The organism is Candidatus Binatia bacterium (assembly GCA_029243485.1).
Classification (GTDB): Bacteria; Desulfobacterota; Binatia; order UBA12015; family UBA12015; genus VGTG01.
On sequence record JAQWRY010000001.1, the window covers coordinates 151,296 to 175,386 of the forward strand.

The 24,091-nt window shown below is 65.9% G+C and carries 19 protein-coding genes; 10 read left to right on the forward strand and 9 right to left on the reverse strand.

What is annotated here, in order from left to right:
• Positions 1-26: 26 nt before the first annotated feature.
• The 5 genes from P8R42_00740 to P8R42_00760 form a co-directional block, all read right to left on the reverse strand.
• Positions 27-896, reverse strand: coding sequence for a GNAT family N-acetyltransferase (locus P8R42_00740; protein ID MDG2303173.1), 870 nt, complete (start codon positions 894-896; stop codon positions 27-29).
• Positions 889-1,761 carry a polysaccharide deacetylase family protein gene (locus tag P8R42_00745; protein MDG2303174.1) on the reverse strand — a complete coding sequence of 291 codons (873 nt, stop codon included), beginning with the start codon at positions 1,759-1,761 and terminating at the stop codon, positions 889-891. The genes P8R42_00740 and P8R42_00745 overlap by 8 nt, the downstream gene beginning before the upstream one ends.
• Before the next feature lie 57 nt (positions 1,762-1,818).
• Entirely contained in the window at positions 1,819-3,903 is a 2,085-nt protein-coding gene (locus P8R42_00750; protein MDG2303175.1) for a hypothetical protein, read from the reverse strand.
• Between the two features lie 46 nt (positions 3,904-3,949).
• A complete protein-coding gene (locus P8R42_00755; protein MDG2303176.1) occupies positions 3,950-4,852 on the reverse strand; it encodes an SDR family oxidoreductase in 903 nt (300 codons plus the stop codon).
• Positions 4,853-4,971: 119 nt separating this feature from the next.
• On the reverse strand, positions 4,972-6,675 hold the full coding sequence (locus P8R42_00760) for a glutamine--tRNA ligase/YqeY domain fusion protein (protein ID MDG2303177.1): 1,704 nt from the start codon (positions 6,673-6,675) through the stop codon (positions 4,972-4,974).
• Positions 6,676-6,766: 91 nt separating this feature from the next.
• Here P8R42_00760 and P8R42_00765 point away from each other — a divergent pair, with 91 nt between their 5' ends.
• Positions 6,767-7,573: a crotonase/enoyl-CoA hydratase family protein gene (locus P8R42_00765; protein ID MDG2303178.1), complete on the forward strand. Its 807-nt coding sequence runs from the start codon at positions 6,767-6,769 to the stop codon at positions 7,571-7,573.
• A gap of 10 nt (positions 7,574-7,583) precedes the next feature.
• Here P8R42_00765 and P8R42_00770 read toward each other — a convergent pair whose 3' ends face one another.
• Positions 7,584-8,453 (reverse strand): transporter substrate-binding domain-containing protein, encoded by an 870-nt coding sequence (locus P8R42_00770; protein MDG2303179.1) that lies wholly within the window; start codon positions 8,451-8,453, stop codon positions 7,584-7,586.
• Between the two features lie 199 nt (positions 8,454-8,652).
• On the opposite strand from P8R42_00770, the gene P8R42_00775 reads away from it, so the two are divergent.
• From P8R42_00775 to P8R42_00795, 5 genes are read left to right on the forward strand one after another with little or no spacing between them, the layout of a single operon-like run.
• Positions 8,653-9,873 carry an acyl-CoA dehydrogenase family protein gene (locus tag P8R42_00775; GenBank protein ID MDG2303180.1) on the forward strand — a complete coding sequence of 407 codons (1,221 nt, stop codon included), beginning with the start codon at positions 8,653-8,655 and terminating at the stop codon, positions 9,871-9,873.
• A 9-nt stretch (positions 9,874-9,882) separates the two neighbouring features.
• Positions 9,883-10,968: an acyl-CoA/acyl-ACP dehydrogenase gene (locus tag P8R42_00780; GenBank protein ID MDG2303181.1), complete on the forward strand. Its 1,086-nt coding sequence runs from the start codon at positions 9,883-9,885 to the stop codon at positions 10,966-10,968.
• 5 nt (positions 10,969-10,973) lie between these two features.
• Positions 10,974-11,294, forward strand: coding sequence for a Dabb family protein (locus P8R42_00785; protein ID MDG2303182.1), 321 nt, complete (start codon positions 10,974-10,976; stop codon positions 11,292-11,294).
• A gap of 28 nt (positions 11,295-11,322) precedes the next feature.
• On the forward strand, positions 11,323-13,284 hold the full coding sequence (locus P8R42_00790; GenBank protein MDG2303183.1) for a hypothetical protein: 1,962 nt from the start codon (positions 11,323-11,325) through the stop codon (positions 13,282-13,284).
• Positions 13,281-15,743 (forward strand): mechanosensitive ion channel, encoded by a 2,463-nt coding sequence (locus tag P8R42_00795; GenBank protein MDG2303184.1) that lies wholly within the window; start codon positions 13,281-13,283, stop codon positions 15,741-15,743. The genes P8R42_00790 and P8R42_00795 overlap by 4 nt, the downstream gene beginning before the upstream one ends.
• Here P8R42_00795 and fdhD read toward each other — a convergent pair.
• Together fdhD and P8R42_00805 are read right to left on the reverse strand one after the other, a co-directional pair.
• A complete protein-coding gene (gene fdhD, locus P8R42_00800) occupies positions 15,740-16,579 on the reverse strand; it encodes a formate dehydrogenase accessory sulfurtransferase FdhD (protein MDG2303185.1) in 840 nt (279 codons plus the stop codon). The genes P8R42_00795 and fdhD overlap by 4 nt on opposite strands.
• Positions 16,576-18,849 carry an FdhF/YdeP family oxidoreductase gene (locus P8R42_00805; protein MDG2303186.1) on the reverse strand — a complete coding sequence of 758 codons (2,274 nt, stop codon included), beginning with the start codon at positions 18,847-18,849 and terminating at the stop codon, positions 16,576-16,578. Before P8R42_00805 ends, fdhD begins: the two co-directional genes overlap by 4 nt.
• A gap of 274 nt (positions 18,850-19,123) precedes the next feature.
• Here P8R42_00805 and P8R42_00810 point away from each other — a divergent pair, with 274 nt between their 5' ends.
• Genes P8R42_00810 through P8R42_00825 form a run of 4 tightly spaced genes read left to right on the forward strand, consistent with a single transcriptional unit; the run spans position 19,124 to position 22,467 of the window.
• On the forward strand, positions 19,124-19,888 hold the full coding sequence (locus P8R42_00810) for a hypothetical protein (protein MDG2303187.1): 765 nt from the start codon (positions 19,124-19,126) through the stop codon (positions 19,886-19,888).
• Positions 19,885-20,127 (forward strand): hypothetical protein, encoded by a 243-nt coding sequence (locus P8R42_00815; GenBank protein ID MDG2303188.1) that lies wholly within the window; start codon positions 19,885-19,887, stop codon positions 20,125-20,127. The genes P8R42_00810 and P8R42_00815 overlap by 4 nt, the downstream gene beginning before the upstream one ends.
• Complete coding sequence (locus P8R42_00820; protein ID MDG2303189.1) at positions 20,124-21,530, forward strand: hypothetical protein; 1,407 nt, start codon at positions 20,124-20,126, stop codon at positions 21,528-21,530. The genes P8R42_00815 and P8R42_00820 overlap by 4 nt, the downstream gene beginning before the upstream one ends.
• Complete coding sequence (locus P8R42_00825) at positions 21,520-22,467, forward strand: serine hydrolase (GenBank protein ID MDG2303190.1); 948 nt, start codon at positions 21,520-21,522, stop codon at positions 22,465-22,467. Before P8R42_00820 ends, P8R42_00825 begins: the two co-directional genes overlap by 11 nt.
• Positions 22,468-22,769: 302 nt before the next feature.
• On the opposite strand, the gene P8R42_00830 is transcribed toward P8R42_00825, so the two are convergent.
• Positions 22,770-24,065 carry a serine hydrolase gene (locus P8R42_00830; GenBank protein ID MDG2303191.1) on the reverse strand — a complete coding sequence of 432 codons (1,296 nt, stop codon included), beginning with the start codon at positions 24,063-24,065 and terminating at the stop codon, positions 22,770-22,772.
• Positions 24,066-24,091 lie beyond the last annotated feature (26 nt).

Sequence of the window (24,091 nt, forward strand, 5' to 3'; positions counted from 1 at the left end):
GCCGAGTCACGGCGATCGGCTTCGCGTCAATACGCGTCGAAGTCGATCGCCGAGAACCGGACGTGCGCCGGATCCAGCGTGCGGCCGGGCTCGCGCAGGTCGCGGTAGATCAGATTCAGCGGCGATGGCCGAGCGAACTCCGGGAGCGGGAGCCACGGCCGCCCGAACCACTCCCTCGAGCCGTCGAGCCCCATCCACAACCGCACCGGGTTCTGCACACCGAGCCTTGGGAGCTTGCCGAGCGCACTCTGCGCGATGCACTCCTCAGCCGGGAGGCTCACGAGTTCCACCCAGATGCCGAACCGGCCCGTCGGTGCGTAGACCGTGAAACCGCCCGCACCTGCGGTTCGCCGGTACGAGCGCGCTGGACAGCCGAAGCGCCATTCGAGCTCGTTCTCGTCCCATAGACGTTCGAAGCACGGGCCCTGGGCCGCGGCGGATGGCGGCGGCGGCGAACCGAGCCCGATCCGGACATCGAGAGGGCTCACCAGCTGGAAGCCGAGCTTCCGCACGAAGCCCGGCGTGCTCGACGCATTGGCGACACCAACCACGAAGTCGTATCCGGCCGCCGCGGCATCTGCGTACGTCGCCTCCGCGAGCCGCGTAAACAGGCCCTGCCCCTGATAGGCCGGATCCGTTGCCGTGTGCAGCGACAGAACCCCGCGCGCCTCGGCGCCGAACAGCCGCGCCCTCAAAGGCAGTGTGACGTAGTGCGCCGCCAACCGCTCCCCATCCCAGGCGTTTCGGCCGACGGCGGAGCCGACCGGATTCTCGCAGTACGACCAGGCCAGGTAGCCCGGAGTCAAATGCGTGAAGCCGGCAAAGACCGACGACAGCACACGAGAAACCTCGGCGAGTTCACGGCCTCCAAACTCGAGGGGCCGGTCTTCAAGCATCGCGTGCCTTCCGATCCAAAATCTCGTCGACGTAGGTGTCGAACCGCACGATACCGGCCCCGAGATCGACGACCGCATCGAGGCGCGACAACACCCTCGATCGGTTCACGTACATCAAGGCGTTCAGGGCCGGGTTCCCCCCCAACTCCGGGTGCATGAACCGTTCTTGCTCGGTGTCGAGGTCATAGGGATGAAAGTACCCGACCACCGGTCCGCCGGCCGACAGCCGCCGCCGGATCAGGTACCGCACGAATGCCGCCGGCAGGACCCGGAAGTACACGCCGCCTGCGAACGCTAGCTTCCGCCACACGGTGAGCGGAACTTCCCACACTCCCGACTCCATCCGGACACAAGCCGTCCCGAAGCCTTCCCAACCGTAGAGGGGATTGGCGTGCGGCAGAACGGAGCTCGAATACGTGAAACCGAGTTCCCGCAGAGCCTCGTAGGCCCAGGCCGTCTTGTCCGTGAGCGAGAAGATCGGCGCGCGGAAGCCGCGGATCTCTCCGGCACCCGCCTTGTGCAGATCGGCCACGTTTCGCTCGAGATCCGCGCGGAAGCCGTCGGGGCCGAGTCGTTCGAGCGGCGTGTGGTCGCTCGTATGACAGGCCAGCTCGTGTCCCGCATCCACGAGGCGCGCGATCAGGTCCGGATAGCGCCGAGCCACGTCCCCCACGGTGAAGAAGGTCGCACGGACCCCATGTTTCTCGAGAAAGCGGAGGTATCCGTCCGCATTCGCGGGCACTCGCTCCGCGTACTTCGACCCGTCGGGCAGGAGGCTACGGACGTCCTCCAGATCCACGCTGAACAAGAACGATGCGGGCGAGACCTTGGGGGCCGCTTCGTGCGCTGGGCCTTGTGTCGGCATCGAACCTCGCTTTATAGTGTCACCACTCGCCGGCGAGCAACACGTAGGTCGTACCGCTCATGCGCTAGGCTTCGCTCCGGCCGGCGACGCGACGTCGATCGGACCTAGGACTAGGGCGCGGCTCGGAACGCCCGCGGAAACCTCGATCTCGTAGCGCCCCGGGCTCACCGGCACCTCGACCGGCACCGGTACCGTCAGCGATCCGCCCGGGCCGATCGCGATGGGCAGAACGACTCGCTGAGTCTGCGCCGGCCCCACGCGCTCGCCCCGCCGGTACCACTGAACCGTCACTTCGGTGGGCCGGATCGGCGGCGCGTGGCGATACGTGGCACCCGTCGGGTTTTGAAACTCCAGCGCGAGATCTGCGCGACCGGGTGCCAGCTTTCCAGACGACGAACCGAGTCCGATCGTGAGCCGGTCGGGAGCCTCGAAAACCTCAGTGCGCGTCTCGAGCCGAAAGCCGCGAAGAGCATCGGTTCCACCGAGGTCTGTCAACGCGCGCCGTCCTTCCGGCTGTCGATCGAGCTTTTTCTGAAAACGAACCCTCTCAGCGCGATACCAGTCCTTCTCGTGGCTCAAGACGGAACCGAAGCCAAGGGCACCCAGCGCCTCCGCCGAGGCGACGCTTGGAAGACCCACCGCGAGGTGGTGCACCTGATCGTTCAGCGGAGAAGCGAACGAGTTGTAGCACGCCGAGGACGGCCGCGGGTCATAGCTCTGCAGTAGGAGGTAGCGCGCCATGGCCAACCGGCCCACCCCATTGGACACCTTGGCCATCGGCACGTGCAGCGCCGCCCCGTGCCCGACCCGTCGCAGGAGAGCCACATCGTCGGCACTCACGTCGACGTCCCAGCCGATGAGGGCGAGAGGACGGCCGAAGCTCCACGTGCCCACCGGAGCCACGAACCGCTCTGCGACCACGGCAAGCGACACGGCCGCGACGGCCACGACCACCACCGCCCGGGGCCGTCGCTCCAGGACCGCCACCACGCCGTACCCCGCCAGGAAAGCAATCGGCACCCAGATGCCGACGGCCACCGCGAAGAGGCCCCGGACGGCGCCGAGACCCGGGACGACATCGCGCAGGAGCGGGAACAACCCGGGGAACCGCACGGAGGTGCCTGGGATCTCAAAGCCATTGGACGACGCCCACACCACGACCAAACCGGCCGTGAGATACGCGACACGGGGATCCTCGCCGTCGGTGCGTCGCGGGCCGCGCAAGCGGTCCGCCAAGGCGACGCCGACGAGCCCCAGACTGATCAGCCCGGGGAAGTACACATGGCCCGGCAAGTAGTCCGACAACGCCATGAGGATCGTCTCTCTCCCGGAGAGGACACCCCACATCTCGGCCGTCTCGAGATACGGCGAGAGAAAGAACCACGCAAAGCTCACCGAGACGACGGCGGCACCGATCAGCGGAGCGACCACGCCACGCAGTCGATGACGGTAGGCGACCAGGCCGAACGAACCGTAGACGCCCACGACGAGCGCCGTTGCGAGGAGCACGTAGATCGTCTCTAGCGACTGAAGTGTGAGGAAGAATGCGACACCGAGCGCGTTCCCCCACCCGCCGCGCGCGAACAGGCGATGCAGGAACAGAAGTGCCAGCGGAACGAAGTAGTCCGCGTACAGATACGGGTGCCCACCGTCGATAATCCGCGGCGGCACGAGCAAGAAGATCAGGCCGGCGAGAAACGCCGCTGGAGCACTCCGCGTGAAGTGGTACGACAGCGCGTACATCGCAAGCCCCGGCAGCCAGAACGTGAGCACCACAAGCAGGTTGTACGTGAGCACCGGATCTCCGGTGACAAGCCACGGGACCGCCGCGAGCACGCCTTCGCCGAACATGTGTTCACCGAGCGTGTACGACCTCGGCAGGGGGTAGCACTGCCCGTCTCCGAAGAAATTCCACGGCTCGCCCGTCAGAACGGCCGCGTTTCGAACGATCACGGAAACGACCATCTGCTGGTCCAGTCGTCCGAGGCCCCGTACGGCCGAATCGATACTCCCGTTTGCGGGGAGGAGCCGTGTCGGGTCCGCGAGCGGAGCCGCCAGGACCCAGAGGGCGACGCCGAGGTACGCGAGCGCCGCCAGCGCGAACGAGCGTCGCGCGAGAGCGCGGGAGGGGGATGGCGTCATGGGCTCGGACATGAGTTGGACGCGATCCCCTCCCCCGTTCTGCAGATCATTTCAAGGCGTTCGCGATCGCCTTCATCTCATCGCCGATTCCGGTCGGAATGGTGTAGCCTTCGGGGTCGCGGATCTTCCCGATCTGGTCGCGAACCGCCTCGGCACTCACAACCTCACCCTTGCCCGCAATCCAGCCCTGCGCGAGCCCGATGAACATCCGTGCGAACCGGCCGCCGCCGACCGAGTAGACTTCATGAGTGTACTCGCACCCTTCCGAGCAGAGGTACGTCACCAACGGCGTGACCGTCTCAGGATCCAGATAATCCGCGAGGGGACCGAGGAGCTCCTCGGTCATGCGCGTACGCGCCGTCGGCGCGATTGCGTTGCACTTCACGTCGTACTTGGCGCCTTCGACGGCCAAGACGTGCATCAAACCGACGAGGCCCATCTTCGCCGCACCGTAGTTGCTCTGGCCGAAATTGCCGAGAAGGCCGGCCGCCGACGACGTGAAGACGAACCGACCGTAGCGCTGGTCCTTCATCAACCGGAAGGCCGGCTGCGAGACGTAGAACGCGCCCTTCAGATGGACGTCGATGACGAGCTCCAGCTCCTGCGGAGAGAGCTTCACGAACGATCGGTCGCGCAGGATCCCGGCGTTGTTCACGACGACGTCGACCTTGCCGAACGCCTCGACCGCGGTCTTGATGATCGACTCGCCACCTTCGGGCGTCGCGACCGAGTCGTAGTTCGCAGCGGCCTCACCGCCTGCGGCCTTGATCTCGTCGACGACCTGGTCGGCCATGTTACTACCCTTGCCGGTGCCGTCTGCCTTGCCGCCGAGATCGTTCACGACGACCTTGGCACCACGCTTGGCAAACTCCAGAGCGTACGTCTTGCCGAGCCCACCACCGGCGCCCGTGATGACCGCAACGCGACCGTCGAAGCGAATGTCTCCCATGCCAAAGTCCTTTCGTGTTCCGTGGCGGCGTCGCCGCCGAGATGGCGTGTATCACCACCCGGAGGGGCGGCTCGGCTAGGACATAGCTTCCCGGCGAGAACCCTTCAAAGCTCGGGGTGTCAGCCCGCCTTCCCCGCCTTCTCGAGCCGCGCCCAGCTGTCCCGGAGCGAGACCGCGCGATTGAACACGGGCCGATCCGCCGACGAGTCGACCTCATCGACGGCGAAGTAGCCCAGACGCTCGAACTGCCAGAGGCTGCCCGGCTCTGCCGTGCCCAGAGCCGGCTCAACCTGGCAATCTGCCAGAACTTCGAGCGAATCAGGGTTCAAATTGCTCTTCCACTCGGGGCCGTCGGGGCTCTCCTTCGAGAACAGCCGATCGTACAAGCGCACCGTCGCCTGCACGGCGTGCTTGGCGGACACCCAGTGGATGGTCCCTTTCACCTTCCGGCCGTCGGGAGCGTTCCCGCCGCGGGTCTCGGGGTCGTACGTGCAGTGCAGCTCGACGACCTCGCCCGCATCGTCCTTCACGACATCGACGCACGTGATCAGGTAGCCCCACCGCAGGCGCACCTCTCGACCGGGCGCGAGCCGGAAGTACTTCTTCGGCGCCTCCTCCCGAAAATCGTCGCGCTCGATGTACAGCTCGCGCGAGAAGGGGAGCTTTCGCTTCCCCATCGATTCGTCCTCGGGATTATTGACGGCCTCGAGCTCTTCCTCCTGCCCTTCGGGGTAGTTCACGAGAACCACCTTCAAGGGATGAAGAACCCCAAGAGCGCGGGGCGCGCGGCGGTTCAGGTCCTCGCGGAGCGAATGCTCGAGCATCGCGATGTCGACAAGACTGTTCTTCTTCGCGACACCCAGGCGTTCGCAGAAGTCACGTATCGCCTCGGGCGTGTATCCACGGCGACGCAGACCCGCGAGCGTCGGCATGCGCGGATCATCCCATCCCTCGACACGCCCCTCTTCCACCAACTCGCGAAGCTTCCGCTTCGAGTCGATCATGTACGTGAGCTTGAGGCGTGCGAACTCGATCTGTTGCGGATGACTCGGCACATCGAGGTTCTCTAGGAACCAGTCGTAGAGCGGCCGATGATCCTCGAACTCGAGGCTGCACAGGGAGTGCGTGATGCCTTCGATCGCATCCGAGAGCGGATGCGTGAAGTCGTACATCGGGTAGATCGACCAACGATCCCCGGCGCGGTGATGAACGATCTTGCGGATCCGGTAGAGAGCGGGATCCCGCATGTTGAGGTTGGGCGACGTCATGTCGATCTTCGCCCGAAGAACGTGCGCTCCTTCCTCGAACTCGCCTGCTTCCATACGAGCGAACAGGTCGAGATTCTCCTCGACGGAACGGTCCCGATGCGGGCTATTCTTTCCCGGTTCCTTGAAGTTCCCGCGGTACTCTCGGATCTCGTCGGCTGAGAGGCTGTCGACGTAAGCCTTCCCGGCGCGGATCAACTCGACGGCCCAGTCACGCAGGCGACCGAAGTAATCGGACGCGTAGAAGAGATTGTCGCCCCAATCAGCTCCGAGCCATTGAACGTCGCGGATGATGCTTTCGACGTAGCGAGTCTCCTCCTTCTCTGGGTTCGTGTCGTCGAAGCGGAGGTGGAACGTGCCGCCGTGCTCCGTCGCGATCCCGTAGTTGATACAAATCGCCTTCGCGTGACCGATGTGGAGGTAGCCGTTGGGCTCGGGCGGGAATCGGGTCACGACCTTGCCGCCGTGCTTCCCGGCGCGCACGTCGTCGCTGACGATCGCGCGTACGAAATTCACGGGAGCCTCAGTCGGAGCATCGTCTTTGGGCGAAGCAGCCATCGGCAGTAGGATAGGAGGAACCACCCCACATGGCCAGACGGCGCCGGGTCCGGATTGCGAAGATCGTGCAGGGAACGGTAAGCCGTAGCCCATGGAACCCGCGCTGCTGGTCGAAAGAGAGGGGCACATCGTCACGCTGACGCTGAATCGTCCCGCCCGGAAGAACGCCTTCAATCCAGAGGTCCTCTGCCGCCTCTGCGACGCCTTCGACATGATCGACGAGGATGACGACATCCGGGTCGCGATCCTGACGGGCGCCGAGGGTAACTTCTCCGCCGGCGCCGATCTCGACCAGCTCGTGACCAAGATGATGAAGGGCCTCCCGCCCGAGGACGAGTGGGACGAACGCGTCCGCGCCGACTACGGGATCCTCTACAAAGGCTTCCTGAAGGACCGGTACGTGACCAAACCTCTGATAGCCGCGATCGAGGGCGCCTGCTACGCCGGCGGCACCGAGATCCTGCAGGGAATCGACATCCGGGTCGCGGGCGAGAGCGCCAAGATCGCGATCTCCGAGGTGAAGCGCGGCCTCTTCCCGATGGCGGGCTCCACGGTCCGTCTCCGTCGGCAGATCGCGTTCACCCACGCGATGGAGATCCTCCTGGTCGGCGACCCGCTCACAGCCGCCGAGGCTGCGCGGATCGGTCTCATCGGGCAGGTGGTGCCGGACGGCCAGGCCCTTGCCAAGGCGAAGGAAATCGCCGGCAAAATCGCAGCCAACGGACCCCTCGCGGTGAAGAACATCAAGCTGTCGGTGATCGAGAGTGAGTTCCTCTCCGAGGCGGAGGCCTACAAGCGCGAGCAAGAGCTCGGCATGGAAGTCATGTCGAGCGCAGACGCGCGCGAAGGCCCCAAGGCGTTCCTCGAAAAGCGTCCGCCGAACTACAAGGGCCGCTGAGCCCGGCGCCCTACTCCGCGACCGCCGGTGCGGCCGTGGGCTGAGGTGCCCCCGTATTGCTGCCCTCGGTGACGGCGACCTTCGTCACCGGAATCCATACGTCGAGGATCGCGCGGAGCTGGCCGTCGGCTCGAAGCGTCTTCAGCGCACCGTTCAGCTCGCCCGCCAGCTTCTCGTCGCCTGCCCGAACGGCCCACGCGAGATACTCCTTGGTGAGCGGACGGTAGATGCCCGCAAGCGCATCGTCACGCGTGTTCGGGCGGCCCGTGAGCCGCCACACCGTGGGCGCGTCGTGGACGAAGTAGTCGATGTCGCCGGCCTTGAGAGCGGCCGTACCCGCCTCCACGGTGTCGTATCCCACGACCGTCGCGTCCGGGACGTTCTTCTTCGCCCAGCCTTCTCCGGTTGTGCCCTTCTTGACGCCCACGCGGGACTCTTTGGCACCAATCTCGTCGGGGTCGACGGAGCGACCGAGATCGTCCGCGCGGATCAGAGCCATCTGCCCGACGCGGAGGTAGGGGTCGGTGAAGAGCACCTTCTTGGAACGCTCTTCGGTGATCGACAGCCCGGACATGACGACCTCGACCTTCCCGGCCTCGAGAGCCGGCACCAGGTCGGGGAACTTCATGGGCACGAACACGATCTTTGAATCGAGGATCTTCCCGACGGCGAGGGCGAGGTCCGCCTCGGCCCCGGTCGGCTTGCCGTCCTTCGAGAAGGCCAGCGGGGCATAGCTCTCGGAGATTCCGACCCGCAGCTCTTTGGCCCCCGCGGTGTCGCCACCCAGCGCAACGGCTGGGACCGCGAGCAAAGTCGCGAGCCATTTTCGGACCGATTGCACCCGGCGCGGGCGCCCCTCCAAGACCGTTTTACCCTGCATTCGTCTGCCTCCTCTCGCCTCCGCTCACCACCGCAGGCGAGAGGAAGCCTACTTCCTCACGAGGCGCCCGGCAACGCCGGCGGTCACACGAACCGGCGGCGCCCTCGCCCGTGGCACACGACGCCCGCCATCGCGAGCGGCCTGTTGTTGAGGCCGGAGCGACACTTGCTATCCAAACGGCAGCGCCACAGGAGCCCACGTGAACCTCAAGTATAGCAAAGATTATCAACGCTTCCGCGAGGAAGTGCGGCAGTTCATCAAGGACCACTGGACCGAGGAAGACGTCGCGGCGAACCCGCAACTGAGCGAGATGGCTCAGGGCCTCGGGTCGTCACCGCGAACCGACGAACGGGCAACGGCCTTCCGTCGCGCAGCGGCGGAGCGCGGCTACATGTACCGCCACGTGCCTCGGGCCTATGGCGGCGGCGAGCAGGCTCCGGATCCGCTGAAGGCCACGATCCTCGTCGAGGAACTCAAGGCCGCCAAGGCACCGGTCGAGCTGATGAGCCAGGGCCCGGCCATGCTGGTCCCCACCCTGCTAGCGCACGGCACTGAGGAACAAAAGAAGCAGTACGTCGAAAGCACGCTTCTCGGGCACGTCCGCTGGTGTCAGGGCTACAGCGAACCCGGCGCCGGCAGTGACCTGGCGTCGCTCCGAACGAGCGGCGTCCTCGAGGGCGACCACTGGGTCGTGAACGGCCAGAAGATCTGGACCTCGAACGCACGCGAGGCGGACATGATGTTCGCTCTCATCCGCACCGAGCCGGACGAACCGAAGCACGACGGCATCAGCTACCTGCTGATCGACATGAAGACGCAGGGCATCGACGTCCGTCCGCTGCGGCAGATGGATGGCGACGCGCACTTCAACGAGGTGTTCCTCGACAACGTGAGGGTCCCGCGCGACAGCGTAGTGGGCGAGCGGGGCCAGGGCTGGTACGTCAGCCGCTCCACGCTCAAGGCCGAGCGTGCGTTGATCGGAAACGCTTCCATGGCGCGACGCACGTTCGATGGCGCCGTTGCCCTCGCACAGATGACCCAGGTCCGCGGCCGTCCCGCGATCGAAGACCCCGTCATCCGGGATCGTCTGACCGACCTCGAATCCCGCGTGCTCGCCGCCGAGTACAACGGCTTCCGGCTGCTCACCGAGAGTGCCAAGGGCCACGACGGCGGCCTTGCGGGGCTCGTCACGAAGCTCCACACGTCGACGCTCGCGCACGACGTATCCAAGCTCGCGATGAACATCTCCAGCGACGCTGCGATGCTCGCCCCAGGCGAAGAGCACGCGCCGTTCGCGGGCATGCTCGTGCAGTCGTACATCATGTACTACGCCCTCGCGATCGGCGGCGGCGCCCCCAACATTCAGCGCAACGTCATCGGCGAGCGGGGACTCGGTCTCCCGCGCGACCCTCGGCGCTAGGAGCCGATCATGGACTTCGGTCTCAGCGAGGAGCAGACCCTCCTACAGGACACGGTCAAGAGGTTTGCCCAGGCGGAATGTCCGTCGACACGCGTTCGCCAGGTGATGGAAAGCGACGACGGACACGACCCCGCGTTGTGGCAAGGCCTCGCCGAACTCGGTGTGGCCGGGATGACCGTCCCCACCGAGCATGGTGGCGCCGGACTCGAACTGCTGGACCTCGCGCTGATCGCCGACGTTCTCGGCTGGGCCGCGACACCCGGCCCGTTTCTCGGCAACGCGATGGCGACGACAGCACTCTGCGCCAGCGATTCGGACGCACAGAACCAGTGGCTGCCCGGCGTGGCCACCGGCGAGACCCTTCTAACCGTCGCCTTCGGCGAAGGCATCGGCGAATGGGACGCCGGCGCCGTCGAGACGAAAGCCACGGGCGGCAAGCTCTCCGGCGTGAAGTCGCTCGTCCCCTACGCAGGTGTGTCGGACGCACTGATCGTCTCCGCCATGGACGGCGACGGCCCGGGCCTGTGGGCCGTCGAGCGCGGGGCCAGCGGGATGCAGATCTCGGCGCTCACCGGCAACGACCAGACTCGTCGCGTTTCCCGGGTGCACTTCGACGGGACGCCCGCGACGAAGATCGCAGCGGGCCGGACGGCAGCCGACCGCGCGCGCGACGTGGGGCTCGTCCTCCTCGCCGCCGACGCTTCGGGTGGGGCGCACCGGTGCCTCGAGATGACCACCGACTATGCGCTCACCCGCGAGCAGTTCGGTCAGATCATCGGTGCCTTCCAGGGCGTGAAGCACCAGCTCGCGAACCTCGCCTGCGACCTCGAGCCCGCCGTGTCCCTGTGGTGGTACGCCGCCCACGCCTTCGATCACATCAACGACAAGTCCGAACGACACGCGGCGCTCTCCAAGGCGCACCTCACCGATCTTTACGATACGACGGTCCGGTATGCGATCGAGCTCCACGGCGGAATCGGCTTCACCTGGGAGTACGACCTCCACCTCTGGTTCCGCCGGGCGATGTTCGACCGTGCGTTTCTCGGCGAGTCGAGCTACCACCGCAGGCGTGCAGCCGACCTCGCCGGCTGGTGAGTGCCATGATCGAACGGCACCACTACTTCCGCCTGAAGGAACCCCACGGGACCCCCGAGGGACGAGCCGATATCGCAGAGCGTACGATGACCGCGCTTGCACCGCTCCCGGGTGTTCTCGGAGTGACGGTTGCGACGCCGGCCGACGACCACGCCGCAGCCGGCTGGGATCTCACCGTCACCGTGCGTTTCTCGAGCCTCGAAGACGTCGAGACTTATCGTGCAGACCCGGACCATCGACGCTTCGTCGACGAAGTGCTGGGTCCGCGGATCGCTGTGAAGAAGATCTGGAACTTCACGGTCGTGGACGAGTCGCGAACCAACTAGACCGGCGCCGCCGCGGGGAGACCACGGCGTGACCGAGCTGGCCGCGGCCGCCGTGGCGCTGACGGTTCTCTACTGGCTTCCCGGAGCCGGCCTGATCGAACTGCTGTGGCCGGCCCTCCGGTCCGACCCGCGCCACGACCGCCTGTCGCGGCTCGCAGTTTCAGCCGCCGTCAGCATGGCGATCCGCCCGGTGCTCGTCCTTTGGTGCCGGGTCGTCGACGTTCCGGCCGGCACCTGGCTCGCTTGGACGCCCGCCGTGCTCGCCGCCTGCGTTCTCGCCGGTGGTGCCTGGCGTCGGCGCCGGGTTCCCGAGCCCCACGCGCGCGAGGGTGCCGGCTTCGGCTGGGTCGACGCCGTCCTCGCCCTCGTGGTCGGCCTCACGATCGCGTCGCGATGGATCGCGATCGACGGCCTACTCGTTCCGGCGTGGGGCGACTCGGTCCAACACAGTTTCATCACCCAGCTGTTCCTGGACAACGAGGGACTCTTCGACAGCTGGGCCCCGTACGCGCCCATGGAGAGCCTCACTTACCACTTCGGCTTCCACGCAATGGCCGCGGCTTGGGCGACGATCACGGGAGCGAGCGCCACCGACGCCGTCCTATACGTCGGCCAGGTCACGGGCGTAGTCGCCGTTCTGGCCCTCTACACCGTCACTCTGCAGCTCACCGGCGGCCGGCGCGCAGCGGCAACCGGCGCCCTGCTCTTCGCGGCGCTCCTCTCGCCGACGCCCGCGTTCTACGTGAGCTGGGGCCGTTACACGCAGCTTGCCGGCCAAGCTCTGCTGCCGCTCCTGGTGTGTCTGCTCGACGTCGTGTGGTTCAATCGCAGGACGAGGTCGCGCGGCGTCGTCGTCGTATTCGGCCTCGTGCTCGCGGGATTGTGCTTGACTCACTACCGCGTGGCGCTGCTCGGCGGGACCGCGATCGTCACCTGGTCGGCCGCAGCCGCGTGGCGGTGGCGCACCGACCCCGCAGAGTGGCTCTCCCGCGCCGCCGGGATACTCCTCGCCGGACTGGGTGCGCTCGGACTCATTGCGCCCTGGCTCGCGGAGCTGACCGAGAGCCTGCTCCTCGCCGTCCATGGCACCATCGGCGCCATCGATCCGGGCGTCTTCTCGTTCACCGACGCGCTGCGCGCGTGGTCGGCGATCCCGGCGCAGGCCCCCCTGCTCACCCTGATCGCGATTCTCGTGGCAGCGGTCGCAGGAGCCGTGGTCCGTGACCGGCCCGTCCTGCTCGTGCTGGCCTGGAGCGGACTCGCCGTGCTCGCGACGAACCCCTTCCTTCTCGGCCTGCCCGGCATGGGCTTTGTCACCAACTTCGCCGTGGGCATCGCCGCGTACATCCCTGAGGCTATTCTGTTCGGCTGGGCGACCGCGAAGTGCGTTCCCTGGTTCGAGGCACGATCTGGTGGCCGCGCCGTTCTGGGCAGTGGCCTCGCACTCGCAGCGATCATCGGATTCACGGCGCGCGCGACCCCGGTCGACGACGAGTTCCAGCTCCTCTCCGCGTCCGACCTGCGGGCCTTCGAGTGGATCCGAGCCAACACTCCGCAAGACGCTCGGTTCCAAGTGAACGTCGCCCTCGCGTACGGTGGCCAGACGGCGGTGGGCACCGACGCGGGTTGGTGGCTCCCCCTCTTCACCGGTAGAACCGCAACGCTGCCGCCGCTGCTCTACACGATCGAGCGGATGAACGAGCGGCACCGGCACGACGTCTGGGCGCTTCCCACGTGGATCAAGCGCTCCGCCCACACGCCTCGGATCTACCACCAGAACTACTGCTTCGAGCGCGTCAGTCATCTCTATCTCGGCGAGAAGCGCGGCTCGATCGGGGGCGACGGTACGCCTCTCCTCCCCGAGGACTGGGTGCGCCGAGATCCCAAGATGACGCTCCTGTTCGAAGACGGTCGCGCCCAAGTGTGGCAATTCGACGGCTCCGAGTGTGGGAACTGGCCCAAAAATGTGCGACGGACCGTGGTGAGATGAGGTCCCTTCGAACCTGGTCGGCATGCCTCGCGTTGCTTCTGCCGCTGCTGATGGCGGTCGCTCCGGCGTACCCGCAAGACGCCGCCACGGGCGAGTTGCCAACGGCGGACGCCTCCGGCACCGATGCCTCCGCCGAAAAATCGGCCGAGGCGGAGCCCGAGGAAGCTGCCCCCCCTCGACCCGAAGCATCCCAACTCGCGCAACGCCTGGAAGAGACGTCTTCGAAGCTGCGAAAGCTCCACTCGGTCCTCGGAGAGGACAAGACTGCAGACGAGGTCCAAAAGACGTTCCCGCCGCTGCGCAAGCGGCTGGAGGAGTTGGACGAACGGCAAGACGATCTCCTGGAGCCGGCGACCGGCCGCAAGGCGCTGAACGATCTCGAGAACGAGTGGAAGGATGCCGCTGCCCAGCTGGCGGGCTGGACGAACGCTCTCACGGTATCTGCGGCCAAGCTCGACGACATCCGGACTCAACTCCGGAAGCTCTCCCAGGAATGGATGCTCGTGAGAGAGCGCTCCCAGGAAGCAGAGCTTCCCTCGGCAGTCATCCAGCGCGTCGAGACCACGCTCGTCGAGCTTTCCGCAACCGAAAACGAGGTCCGGACGCGCCGTGCCCGCGTCCTCGAACTACAAAACTCCTTGTCCGAAGAATTGGTAGACGTCGGCTCCGTACTCGACCTCGTCGACCAGGCGCGAAAGAAGGAGCAAGAGCAGCTCCTGGAATCCGAGCGTCCTCCGCTGTGGAAGATCCTCGCGAACTTCTCCCTGAACACGCCGGTGTGGCGCCAGATCGCAGAGTCGTGGATCGGGGACGCCAGAGCGGTCAAGACGTACGCAACCGATCACCCGGAGCCGTTCGGCTGGCAGTTCCTACTTTTGCTGACCCTCGCTGGCCTCGTGGGCTCGCTCGACCGGCAGAGCCGCCGGACGAGTTTCCAGGACCCCGAACTCGCCGCAGCCGCGCGCGTCCTGCGCCGCCCGTTCTCGGCCGCCGTCCTGATCACGTTGCTCGCGACGCCATGGATCCATCCCGTCGCCCCCAGCGGGCTGCAGCAGTTCTCCGGGCTCGCTCTCATCCCAGCCGTCCTTCGCCTGCTTCCCAAGGAGTTCCGCGAACGACGCGACGGCAGCCTTGCGTCCGCAGTGCTGCTGTATCTCCTCAGCGCATTCTCGGGCCAGATCGACCCAGCCTCCGACGTCAACCGGATCTTCATCCTGGTCGAGAGCTGCGCCGGCCTGTTCATCCTGCTCAACTTCTTCAAGCCGGATCCCAAAGCGCAGGCGAGTTCGATCTGGAGTCTCCTGCTCAGGATCGGGCGACGACTCATCATCGCCGGCCTGACGGTCGCGGTGTTCGCGAACATCATCGGCAACGCCTCGTTGGCCGACTTGTTCACCTCGAGCTTCCTCAACGCCGGCTTCGTCGCCGTAATGCTCTATGCGGTGTCACGCGTCCTCGACGGCGTGATGATCATGCTGCCGCGGACCGGAGCTCTCGGCTCGATCGACATCGTTCACCGAAACGCCCAGATGTTCGCCCGCCGCGGCATCGGCCTCGTCCGCGTGATCACGTGGTGCGTGTGGTTCGGGTTCACCCTACGGTTCTTCCAGATCCGCGACGAGTTCGCAGCCGGCTTCCAGGAAACCATGACAGCGAGTTGGCAGCTCGGGTCGCTCGAGATCTCCGCCGGCAACATCATCGTATTCATCGTGGCGATCATGATCACGATCGCATCCGCTCGCTCCCTTCAGTTCATCTTGCGCCACGACGTCCTGCCTAAACTCAACCTGCCCCGCGGCGTCCCCGGCGCGATTGCCTCAGCGACGCAGTACGTGACTCTCTCCCTCGGCTTCGTGATCTCCCTGGCCGTCGCCGGAGTCGACCTTGGGAGCCTCGCTCTCGTCGCCGGCGGTTTGGGCGTCGGTATCGGCTTCGGCCTCCAGAACGTCGTGAACAATTTCGTGTCCGGGCTGATTCTCCTGTTCGAACGCCCCGTCCGTGACGGCGACTTCGTCGAAGCCGGGACGACATTCGGCGAGGTGAAACGGATCGGCTTCCGCTCGAGCACGATCCGCACCTGGCAGGGATCTGAGGTCATCGTCCCCAACGCCGACCTGATCTCGCAAACGGTCACCAACTGGACGTTGACCGACAACCACCGGTGCATGGAACTGCCGGTCCGTGCCGCGTACGGCAACGAAGCAGAAAAGATCATGAAGCTCCTGATCGAGACGGCCGCCATCCACGAGAACACGTTCGAAGACCCTGGCCCCAAGGTCTACTTCATGGCCTTCGGCGAGAATGCGCTCGAGTTCTCCCTGCGCTTCTGGGTCAACTTCGAGGTCGGGTTCGGCACGCGGAGTGAGGTCGCCGTGCTCGTCGATAACGCACTGCGAGAGGCCGGCTTCGCCGCCCCTGTTCCGCACCGCGTGATCCACCTCGAGACGCAGTCGTCCTAAGCGGCCGCCGCGCGAATCCTGCCGGGGTCGTGGTAGACGTTCATCCGACCGGATCGCAGGAAGCCAACGAGCGTGAGGTCGAGGCGCGCCGCTAGGTCGATGGCGAGGCTGCTGGGCGCACTCACCGCGCAAAGCACCGGAAGACCAGCCATCGCGGCCTTCTGAACGATCTCGAAGCTCGCGCGGCCCGAGACCAGAAGCACCGCACGCGAGGCCGGCGTTCGCCCGAGGAGAAGCTCGTGGCCGATCGCCTTGTCGACCGCATTGTGACGGCCGACGTCTTCTCGCAGGACCCGTAGGTCCCCCTGCGCTTCGAAGATGGCCGCGGCATGCAAGCCACCGGTCTCCGCGAAGACATCCTGCGAGGCCCGCATCCGACCGGGCAGCTCGGAAAGCCAATCGACGGTGACCTCTGGGCCGGGCGCGAGCCGGTCCACCGACTGTTCCAAGCGATCGATCGTCTGTTTGCCGCAGAGACCGCACGAACTCGACACGTAGAACTCGCGGCGTGCGCGCTGGACCCGGTCGGCATTGGCAGTCGCGGCCCGGTCGGACAGCGTGACCTCGACCACGTTGCCGTACTCGGCGAGATCGCACGGCCGAAGGCTTGCGAGATCGTCGGCGGACCCGACGATGCCTTCCGTCAGACAGAACCCCGCGGCGAGCTCCTGGTCCTCCCCGGGCGTGCGCATCGTGACGGCGAGCGGCGCGTCCCCGATCCGGATCTCGAGCGGCTCCTCGACGGCGACACGATCTTCGGTCGCGTCGGCCCGGTCACCCGTCCACCGAACTACCCCGCGCCGGGCGACTCCCGACCGGTCCGCCACCGCGCTCACCGGCTCTCGTCGTTGCCGGAGACGCGGATCGTCACCGGGATGAACTTCGACGTCGGGGTCCGGCTCCGTTTCGCGAAGCTCGTGACGGCGACCAGCGGATTCAACTCCGGGAAGTACCCGGCCGCACAGCCCCGCGGGATGTCGTACGCGACCGCTCGAAAGCCAACGACCACGCGCCGGCGGCCATCCTCGAAGTGGCTCTCGACCTCGAGGAGATCCCCATCCGACAAGCCTCGGTCCGTCAGGTCACCCTCGGACAGGAAGATCACCTGCCGGGTTCCGTAGACACCGCGGTAGCGATCGTCGAGCTCGTAGATCGTCGTGTTGAACTGGTCGTGGGAGCGCATCGTCATGAGACGAAGCTGCCCCTCGGGGAGGCTCGAGTCCGGAACGATGGACGGCATGAAGCGCGCCCGCCCGGTGGACGTCTTCCAATCCCGGTCCCGTGCCGAGTTGCCGAGATAGAAGCCGCCGGGTCGTTCGATACGTCGATTGAAGTCGTCGAACAGGTTCGGCAAGACGCGCTCGATGCGGTCCCGAATCCGTCCGTAATCGGCGACGAGATCATCCCAGTCGATGCCGCGAGTCTTGCGACTCGCACGCCCGATCCCAGCGACGATGGCGGGCTCCGATCGAAGCAGAGGCGACGCCGGCTCGTTGCGCCCGTGTGAGGCGTGCACCACGCTCATCGAGTCCTCGACGGTGACCTTCTGCAAACCGGCAGCCTGGACGTCTCGCTCGGTGCGGCCCAGGCACGGCAAGATCAGCGCGTCCTTTCCGAGCACCGTGTGGCTGCGATTCAGTTTTGTACTCACGTGCACGGTCAGCTCACACCGGGCAAGCGCCTCGGACGTGTAAGCCGTGTCCGGCGTCGCCGCGACGAAGTTGCCTCCCATGCCGAGGAACACCCGGGCCCGGCCCTCAGCCATCGCCTCGATGGCTCCGACGGTATCATAGCCATGAGCGGACGGCGGCGAGAACTGGAACTCCACACCGAGCCGCTCGAGGAACGCCGCGGCCGGCTTCTCGGTGATCCCCATGGTCCGGTCGCCCTGGACGTTGCTGTGGCCGCGCACCGGACACGCGCCCGCACCTTCGCGACCGAGATTACCGCGTAGAAGCAGAAGATTGGTGACCTGCTGAATGGTGGCGACCGCATGCCGCTGCTGCGTGAGGCCCATCGCCCAGCAGGCGATCACCGCGTCGGCCTCGACGTAGACCGTCGCCGCTTCTTCGAGCTCGGCGCGCGTCAGGCCGGATTCCTTCTCGATGTGTTCCCACGAGACAGCGCCGAGGGCCTGCACGTACTCCTCGAGCCCGCTCGTGTGGCGATCGATGAACTCGCGATCGAGCACCGCGCCGGGAGCGGCCTTCTCGGCAGCGAGCACCGCCTTGCCGATTCCGGTGAGCGCTGCGAGATCGCCGCCGATCTGAACCTGCAAATAGTGCGTGCTGATCGACGTGCCGCGACCGCTCAGGAGCTCCCAGGGATCCTTCGGATGGGCGAACTCGACCAGTGCGCGCTCCCGCAGGGGATTCAGACTCACGATGCGAGCGCCGCGACGGCGTGCCGCTTGGAGCTCCGTCAGCATACGCGGATGATTCGTGCCGGGGTTTTGACCGATCACGAAGATCGCATCGGCCTTCTGGAAATCCTCGAGTGTGACGGTCCCCTTCCCGATGCCAATCGACTCCGACAGCCCGACGCCGCTCGACTCGTGACACATGTTCGAGCAGTCCGGGAAATTGTTGGTGCCGAGCCGCCGACCGAGAAGTTGATAGAGGAAGGCGGCCTCGTTGCTCGTGCGACCTGACGTGTAGAAGACCGCCTCGTTGGGGTCATCCAACCCGTCGAGGGCGGCGCCGATCTGACCGAAGGCATCCGCCCACGAGACCGGCTGGTACGTATCGCTCGCCTGGTCGTAGCGCATCGGGTGCGTCAGGCGACCCTGCCCCTCCAGCCAGTGGTCGGTCTGCCCTCGCAGGCTCGCCACCGGGTTCGCTGCGAAGAAGTCAGGGCCGACACGCTTGCCCGTCGCCTCGAACGCAACGGCCTTCGCCCCGTTCTCGCAGAACTCGAAACGGGCCGGCGAATTCGGCTCGGGCCAGGCACACCCGGGGCAGTCGAAGCCGTCGGGCTGATTCACGTGGGCTAGGGACCGGACCCCCGCGAGGGGCGCGCCGTCGCGACCGAGACGCTGAGCGGTCGAGATGAGGGCGCCCAGGCCTCCCGCAGCCGGTCCCTTGGGGTTCTGTCGGTGATCAGACATGCGCAGCCACAGAACCCTTGGCATGCAACGCGAAATCGGTCTAGTCGCGCGGCCTCCCGCCTTGTCGCTGACCCGCGGGCGGCGTAAATACAACCGGTGTCCCGACTCCTGAGCTTCCTTCGGGGAAAGTGGATGCCGCTCGTGACCGCGCTCGTGGTCGCGAGCGCCGGCTTCTTCATCTACCAGCGAATCGAGGACAACCTGCACCGCCTTCTCCCCGAGCAGCTGCAGACCCTCCTCTGCGCCGAAGACGGCGTCTCCGGACGACTTGCTCATGTCCAGCGAGCAGGCGGAGTTGCGACGCCTTCTGGCGCCTCACCTCGACAGTCAGCTGACAGACTTCATCGTTCTCGCGCCGACGGGGCGGATCATCGCGGCCTATCTGACCGAACAGATCGGCTCGGCCGACCTCGCTGAGCACCCGTTCGTGAAGCGCGCGCTCGCCGGCGACCCGGTCGTCTCGGTTCCGTTCCCGTCCCACATCGGGCTTCCGAACGCATCGGGCGTCGGGGACGTGGGCGAGCTCACCGAAAGCCTCCGCCGCGGAGTGATCACCCTCGACAGTCAGGACGTCGTCGACGCCACGACGGCCCGGACCATGGCCGAGACGCGCATGGGGGTCGATCGCCAAACCCTGCTCGAAGAGGCCGAACGCTACCCGACGCGCTGGCTCGCGGAGTCTCGCCCCTCCGACGCGACCGCTTCGCCAACCGGGGCCGCCGCCTCGACCGCGGCGCCCCGACTTACCGAAGATCTGCTCTCGAACGACCCCGCCCGCGTCCGAAAGGCCCTCACGCGGGAAGATCTCGACGCCCGCGTCGCCGCGCTGATCGTCCCGTGGCTCGCCCATCCCGAAGTCCGGGGCGTGGCGTCGACGGCGTCATTCTGGCCCTCGTCAAACGCGAGGCCGAGGTCGACGAGACGCTCTGGGCCAATCAAGAAGTACAGGACGTTCACGCGAGCTCGGTCCTGCTGGACGCTCCACAGCGACGCCGCGTTAAGCGCACCGCCGAGCACGTCTTCACGCTCCTCGCCGTGATCTTCGATCGTGCGCCGCTGCGATTCTCGCTGTTTGTCCTCGCGTCGGCGGACCCGAACCTGCGCGGAACCGCGCTCGAATACCTCGAGAACGTGTTGCCCGATGGCCTCAGGCGTGCTCTTTGGCGCCACGTGGCGCGGGAAAGCACCGTCATCCAATCCAGCCGATCGACCGAAGAGCTGGCCAGCGAACTCCAACGCACGACCTCCCCCTTGGTCGGTCGCCGGTCCCGTTCATGAAGGAGCTCTCTCGGCCAGAGCGATTCCTGCGGATCTTCACCGAGATCCGCCCCGGAGAGGGCCGCACCGCCCTCCTCCTCTTCCTGAACGTCTTCCTGATCCTCTGCGCCTACTACTTCGTGAAGCCGCTGCGCGACGGGTGGATCGCCGTCTCGGCCATCGAAGGTCTGTCGAAGATGGAGGTGAAGGCCTACTCCAGTTTCGGGCAGAGCATTCTGTTTCTCGGGGCGATCGGGGTGTACGCCCGGATGTCCTCCATGCTCCCGCGCGCCGTGCTGATCTCGCGCACGACGATGTTCTGCATGTCGAACCTGGTGCTGTTCTGGTTCCTGCAGCCGAACTTCTTCCTCGCGAACCTTCCTGGCATGGGCATCATGTTCTACCTCTGGGTCGGGATGTTCGGCCTCTTCGTCGTGGCCCAGTTCTGGGCGTTTGCGGCGGATCTCTACACAGATGAGCGGGGCCGTCGGCTGCTCCCGATGATCGCGATCGGGGCCACGTCCGGGGCCACCGTGGGGTCGTTCATCGTCGAGCAGGTGGTCTACAGCGAGCTGCTGGACAGCGGAACGCTGCTCCTCCTGGCCAACATTCCGCTGGCCCTGTCGATCTGGCTCACACGCCAAGCCGACATTCTCGGGCCGCTGGGCGAGGGCTATCCCGAGGCCGGAGCCGGGGGGGCCTCACCGGAACCGGGGCCCGCGGAGAGGTCCGAAAACTCCGACGGGGCTTTCGCGCTGATCCGGGCGCACCACTATCTGATGCTCGTCGCGGCGGTCACCCTGATCAACGCCTGGGTGAACACCAATGGAGAAAACCTGCTCTTCCGAGTAGTTCAGGAGGCTCTGGCCACCTCGGTCGAGGCCACCGGGGTCACCGATCCCGCCCTCATCTTGCATGAGGTCCGCGAGGGCACCACCGCGTTCTACGGGGACTTCTTTTTCTGGGTGAACGTGACCGCGCTCCTGCTGCAGGCTCTGGTGGCGTCCCGACTCCTTGCTCTAGGCGGGTTTGGGGCTATCCTTCTCCTACTTCCTAGCATCGCCCTCGTGGGTTATACGGCAATGGCTTTCTTGCCGATATTGGGGGTGGTGAGGGTGATGAAAATCGCAGAAAACGCGACGGATTACTCCATCAATAATACGGCGTCGCAGGTGTTGTGGTTGCCTACGACTGCCGAAATGAAGTTCAAGGCCAAGCCTGCGATCGCGACGTTCTGCGTCCGTCTCGGGGATGGCCTGGCCGCATTGACCGTCCTCGTGGGCGTACAGCTCATGAATCTGTCGACGCGGTCCTTCTTCCTTCTGAATGCCGCACTCGTTTTGCTTTGGCTCGGGGTGGCAGTGGCGGTGGTGGGTGAGCATGGACGGATCGTTGAATCGGGTGCGAGGAAAAATGCAGCCTAAGTCGGCACATCTCCTGGTTTGTTTGGTTGCGACGTTGGCCGCCCTTCCCTTCGTCACGCGGCCCGCGTCGGCCGACGACTTGAGCGGAGGAGAGATCTTCCTCGAAGCGGACGCAGCGCCGCTGTGGGATGCGATCGACCCGGTCTTCCAGCGCCAACTCGAGCAACGGCTCGATACGCTCGGATTCACGCCCGCGATCCGCAACAAGAACCTCGGCGTCGCCGTGGTCGACATCACGGACCCCGAAGCGCCCCGCGTCGCCGCCGTGAACGGCGACGTCATGATCTACGCCGCGAGCCTCCCGAAGATCGCGATCCTTCTGGGTGCCTTCGAACGCATCGAAGCCGGCGAGCTCCAGCTCACCGCCGAGAACGAGCGCTTGCTACACCTCATGATCCAGCGCTCTTCGAACAAGGCCGCTACGGTCATGATGGACCGCGTCGGCAAGGAGTACATCGCCGAGACCCTGCGATCCGACGAGTACCGCCTCTACGACGTCAGGCACAACGGCGGCCTCTGGGCCGGCAAGGACTACGGCAAGGCCGGCCTCTGGCGCCGCGATCCGCTCCACAACCTCTCGCACGGTGCGACGGCCATGCAGGTGGCCCGCTTCTACTACATGATGGAGACGGGCGAACTCGTCGACGAAGAGGCCAGCGCGAAGATGAAGGAGCTGATGGCCGACTCAGCCATCAAGCACAAGTTCGTCAAGGCCCTCGACCGCATCGACCCGGACGCGGAGATCTACCGCAAGTCCGGCAGTTGGCAGCAGTGGCACGCCGACAGCGCCATCGTCGAACGCGATGGCCGCCGCTACATCGCCGTCGGCCTCTGCGAAGACCAACAGGGCGGCCGCTGGCTCGAGCGCATCTTCCACGTCATGGACGCCCTCGTCATGGAGTCCCCCTCCACCGAAGTCGCCCGCCTCGAAGAGTAGGGACGTTGGTTAATCTCGGCGATTTCGTTTAGTCGCTGCGCTTATTGCGGGCTCGTCGGGGGGCCTGCCCGAGCTTTCTCCCGATTTCGGCCGGGCACGGGAGTCGCTGCAGGGCTGGCGTTCCAAACGGCACTCAGTTGGTAAGGGGTGGACCTTCGGAAGTTCTCTCGCTCGGCGGCGGCTGGTCTTCCAAAGTCGTCTTACTCCGGCGGAAGGTCTTCACATCAACGGAGCGCGGTGCGTCCTTGGCCCCGGCCTTGATGAAAGTTGGGCGCGGGAGTCAGCCTCGTCGCACGCGTTGTCTACTGAGCGACTTGTGTGGTCCGGAGAGGATGGAGTTGCTGCATCATTTGCTGGATCCGGGTTCCGAGGCGTTCGTGTTCTTCGGCGGCGTTCTTGCGCAAGACGTTGGAGAGAACGACGACCATGTAGCGCATCGGGGGGTTTCGTTCGGGCTCCTCGACGACGGCGATCGACGCGAGGAAGTTCCAGACGTTGCCGTGGTACTTCTCACAGACGTGACCGCGCTCCGGGCGGCATTTATAGAGTGAGCCGGACTTGAAGTAGACGGCCGAGTTGCGCAGCGCCGGAGACGAGGCGTAGCGGATTCGGCGGTCGGTCACGTAGAGGAGCTTCTTGATCTCTTTGCTCGACCAGGGGTCGACGAGCTCGCCCATTTCCATGGCGACGAGGAACTCCATCAGGGAGCGCGCGGACGCGTAGCTCGACGTTCCCGGAAGGCGCTTTTTTCCCTCTCGGGTGAATAGGCTTCCCTGCCGGAGCTTGCCCCGGTTCAGGCCGTTGCGGCCGACAGGTTCCTGCAGCACTGCCTTGAGCTCGCCGGAGAGTTGACCCTTCCCCGCCGAATTCAGGTACGCCCGGCTCGCCTCGTGCGACTTCGGGTACCCCGAGCCGAAGTGCTTCATCAGCACGGCCTCACGTCCCACCATCGACGCCGCCGCATTGGAACTCGGCGACATCATGTGATCGAGGAGCGTATAGAGGGTCATCTGCTCGCCCTCTGCGATCGGCCGACGACGGACCTTCTTGCCGCCGATATGGAAGACGGGGACTTCATGGGAATCGGTCCGGATGAACTCGTCAGTGACGACGACCGTCTCCTTCAGCATGTCCCGGCGCTTGCGAATGTCCGGCTCGATGTCCGCGAGTGTCTGGAACATGCCCAGCGCGAGCAGGACCTTGCCGACGCTCCCCGCGTTCATCATCGCGTCCGGGTTCACTTCGGCATACCGCGGGCGATCGGGATCGCTCACGTCGAGCAGGGCGACGCCGTAGCCGCCCACGTCGCTCCCAAGCTCGTCGCGGAGCATCTGATTCAGCTGCGGATCCGGCGCGGGAATCTGGAAATTCGGTTTGTGCTGCAACGACAGGACGATCTTGTCCGTAGTCAGGTCGCCCCCCGGCGGGAGCACCTTCCCGCCCGAGTTCCTCTGGGCGAGGCGGAAGCCTTCGATACGGGTAATGCCGCTGTTCGGGTAGCCATCTAGGGGATACGCGCCGACCCCGCCGGCCAGAAGAGCCGTCGCGGAAGCAACGGCCGCGGAAACACAGATGGTTCGTCGGGTGATTCGGCGCATGCCGGACTCCTTGTCTCTCGTTTTGG

Coding starts and splice junctions, on each gene's coding strand:
- P8R42_00740 (MDG2303173.1), bottom strand. CDS start 896: ATGCTTGAAGACCGGCCCCTCGAGTTTGGAGGCCGTGAACTCGCCGAG.
- P8R42_00745 (MDG2303174.1), bottom strand. CDS start 1,761: ATGCCGACACAAGGCCCAGCGCACGAAGCGGCCCCCAAGGTCTCGCCC.
- P8R42_00750 (MDG2303175.1), bottom strand. CDS start 3,903: ATGACGCCATCCCCCTCCCGCGCTCTCGCGCGACGCTCGTTCGCGCTG.
- P8R42_00755 (MDG2303176.1), bottom strand. CDS start 4,852: ATGGGAGACATTCGCTTCGACGGTCGCGTTGCGGTCATCACGGGCGCC.
- P8R42_00760 (MDG2303177.1), bottom strand. CDS start 6,675: ATGGCTGCTTCGCCCAAAGACGATGCTCCGACTGAGGCTCCCGTGAAT.
- P8R42_00765 (MDG2303178.1), top strand. CDS start 6,767: ATGGAACCCGCGCTGCTGGTCGAAAGAGAGGGGCACATCGTCACGCTG.
- P8R42_00770 (MDG2303179.1), bottom strand. CDS start 8,453: ATGCAGGGTAAAACGGTCTTGGAGGGGCGCCCGCGCCGGGTGCAATCG.
- P8R42_00780 (MDG2303181.1), top strand. CDS start 9,883: ATGGACTTCGGTCTCAGCGAGGAGCAGACCCTCCTACAGGACACGGTC.
- P8R42_00785 (MDG2303182.1), top strand. CDS start 10,974: ATGATCGAACGGCACCACTACTTCCGCCTGAAGGAACCCCACGGGACC.
- P8R42_00795 (MDG2303184.1), top strand. CDS start 13,281: ATGAGGTCCCTTCGAACCTGGTCGGCATGCCTCGCGTTGCTTCTGCCG.
- P8R42_00805 (MDG2303186.1), bottom strand. CDS start 18,849: ATGTCTGATCACCGACAGAACCCCAAGGGACCGGCTGCGGGAGGCCTG.
- P8R42_00810 (MDG2303187.1), top strand. CDS start 19,124: ATGTCCAGCGAGCAGGCGGAGTTGCGACGCCTTCTGGCGCCTCACCTC.
- P8R42_00820 (MDG2303189.1), top strand. CDS start 20,124: ATGAAGGAGCTCTCTCGGCCAGAGCGATTCCTGCGGATCTTCACCGAG.
- P8R42_00825 (MDG2303190.1), top strand. CDS start 21,520: ATGCAGCCTAAGTCGGCACATCTCCTGGTTTGTTTGGTTGCGACGTTG.
- P8R42_00830 (MDG2303191.1), bottom strand. CDS start 24,065: ATGCGCCGAATCACCCGACGAACCATCTGTGTTTCCGCGGCCGTTGCT.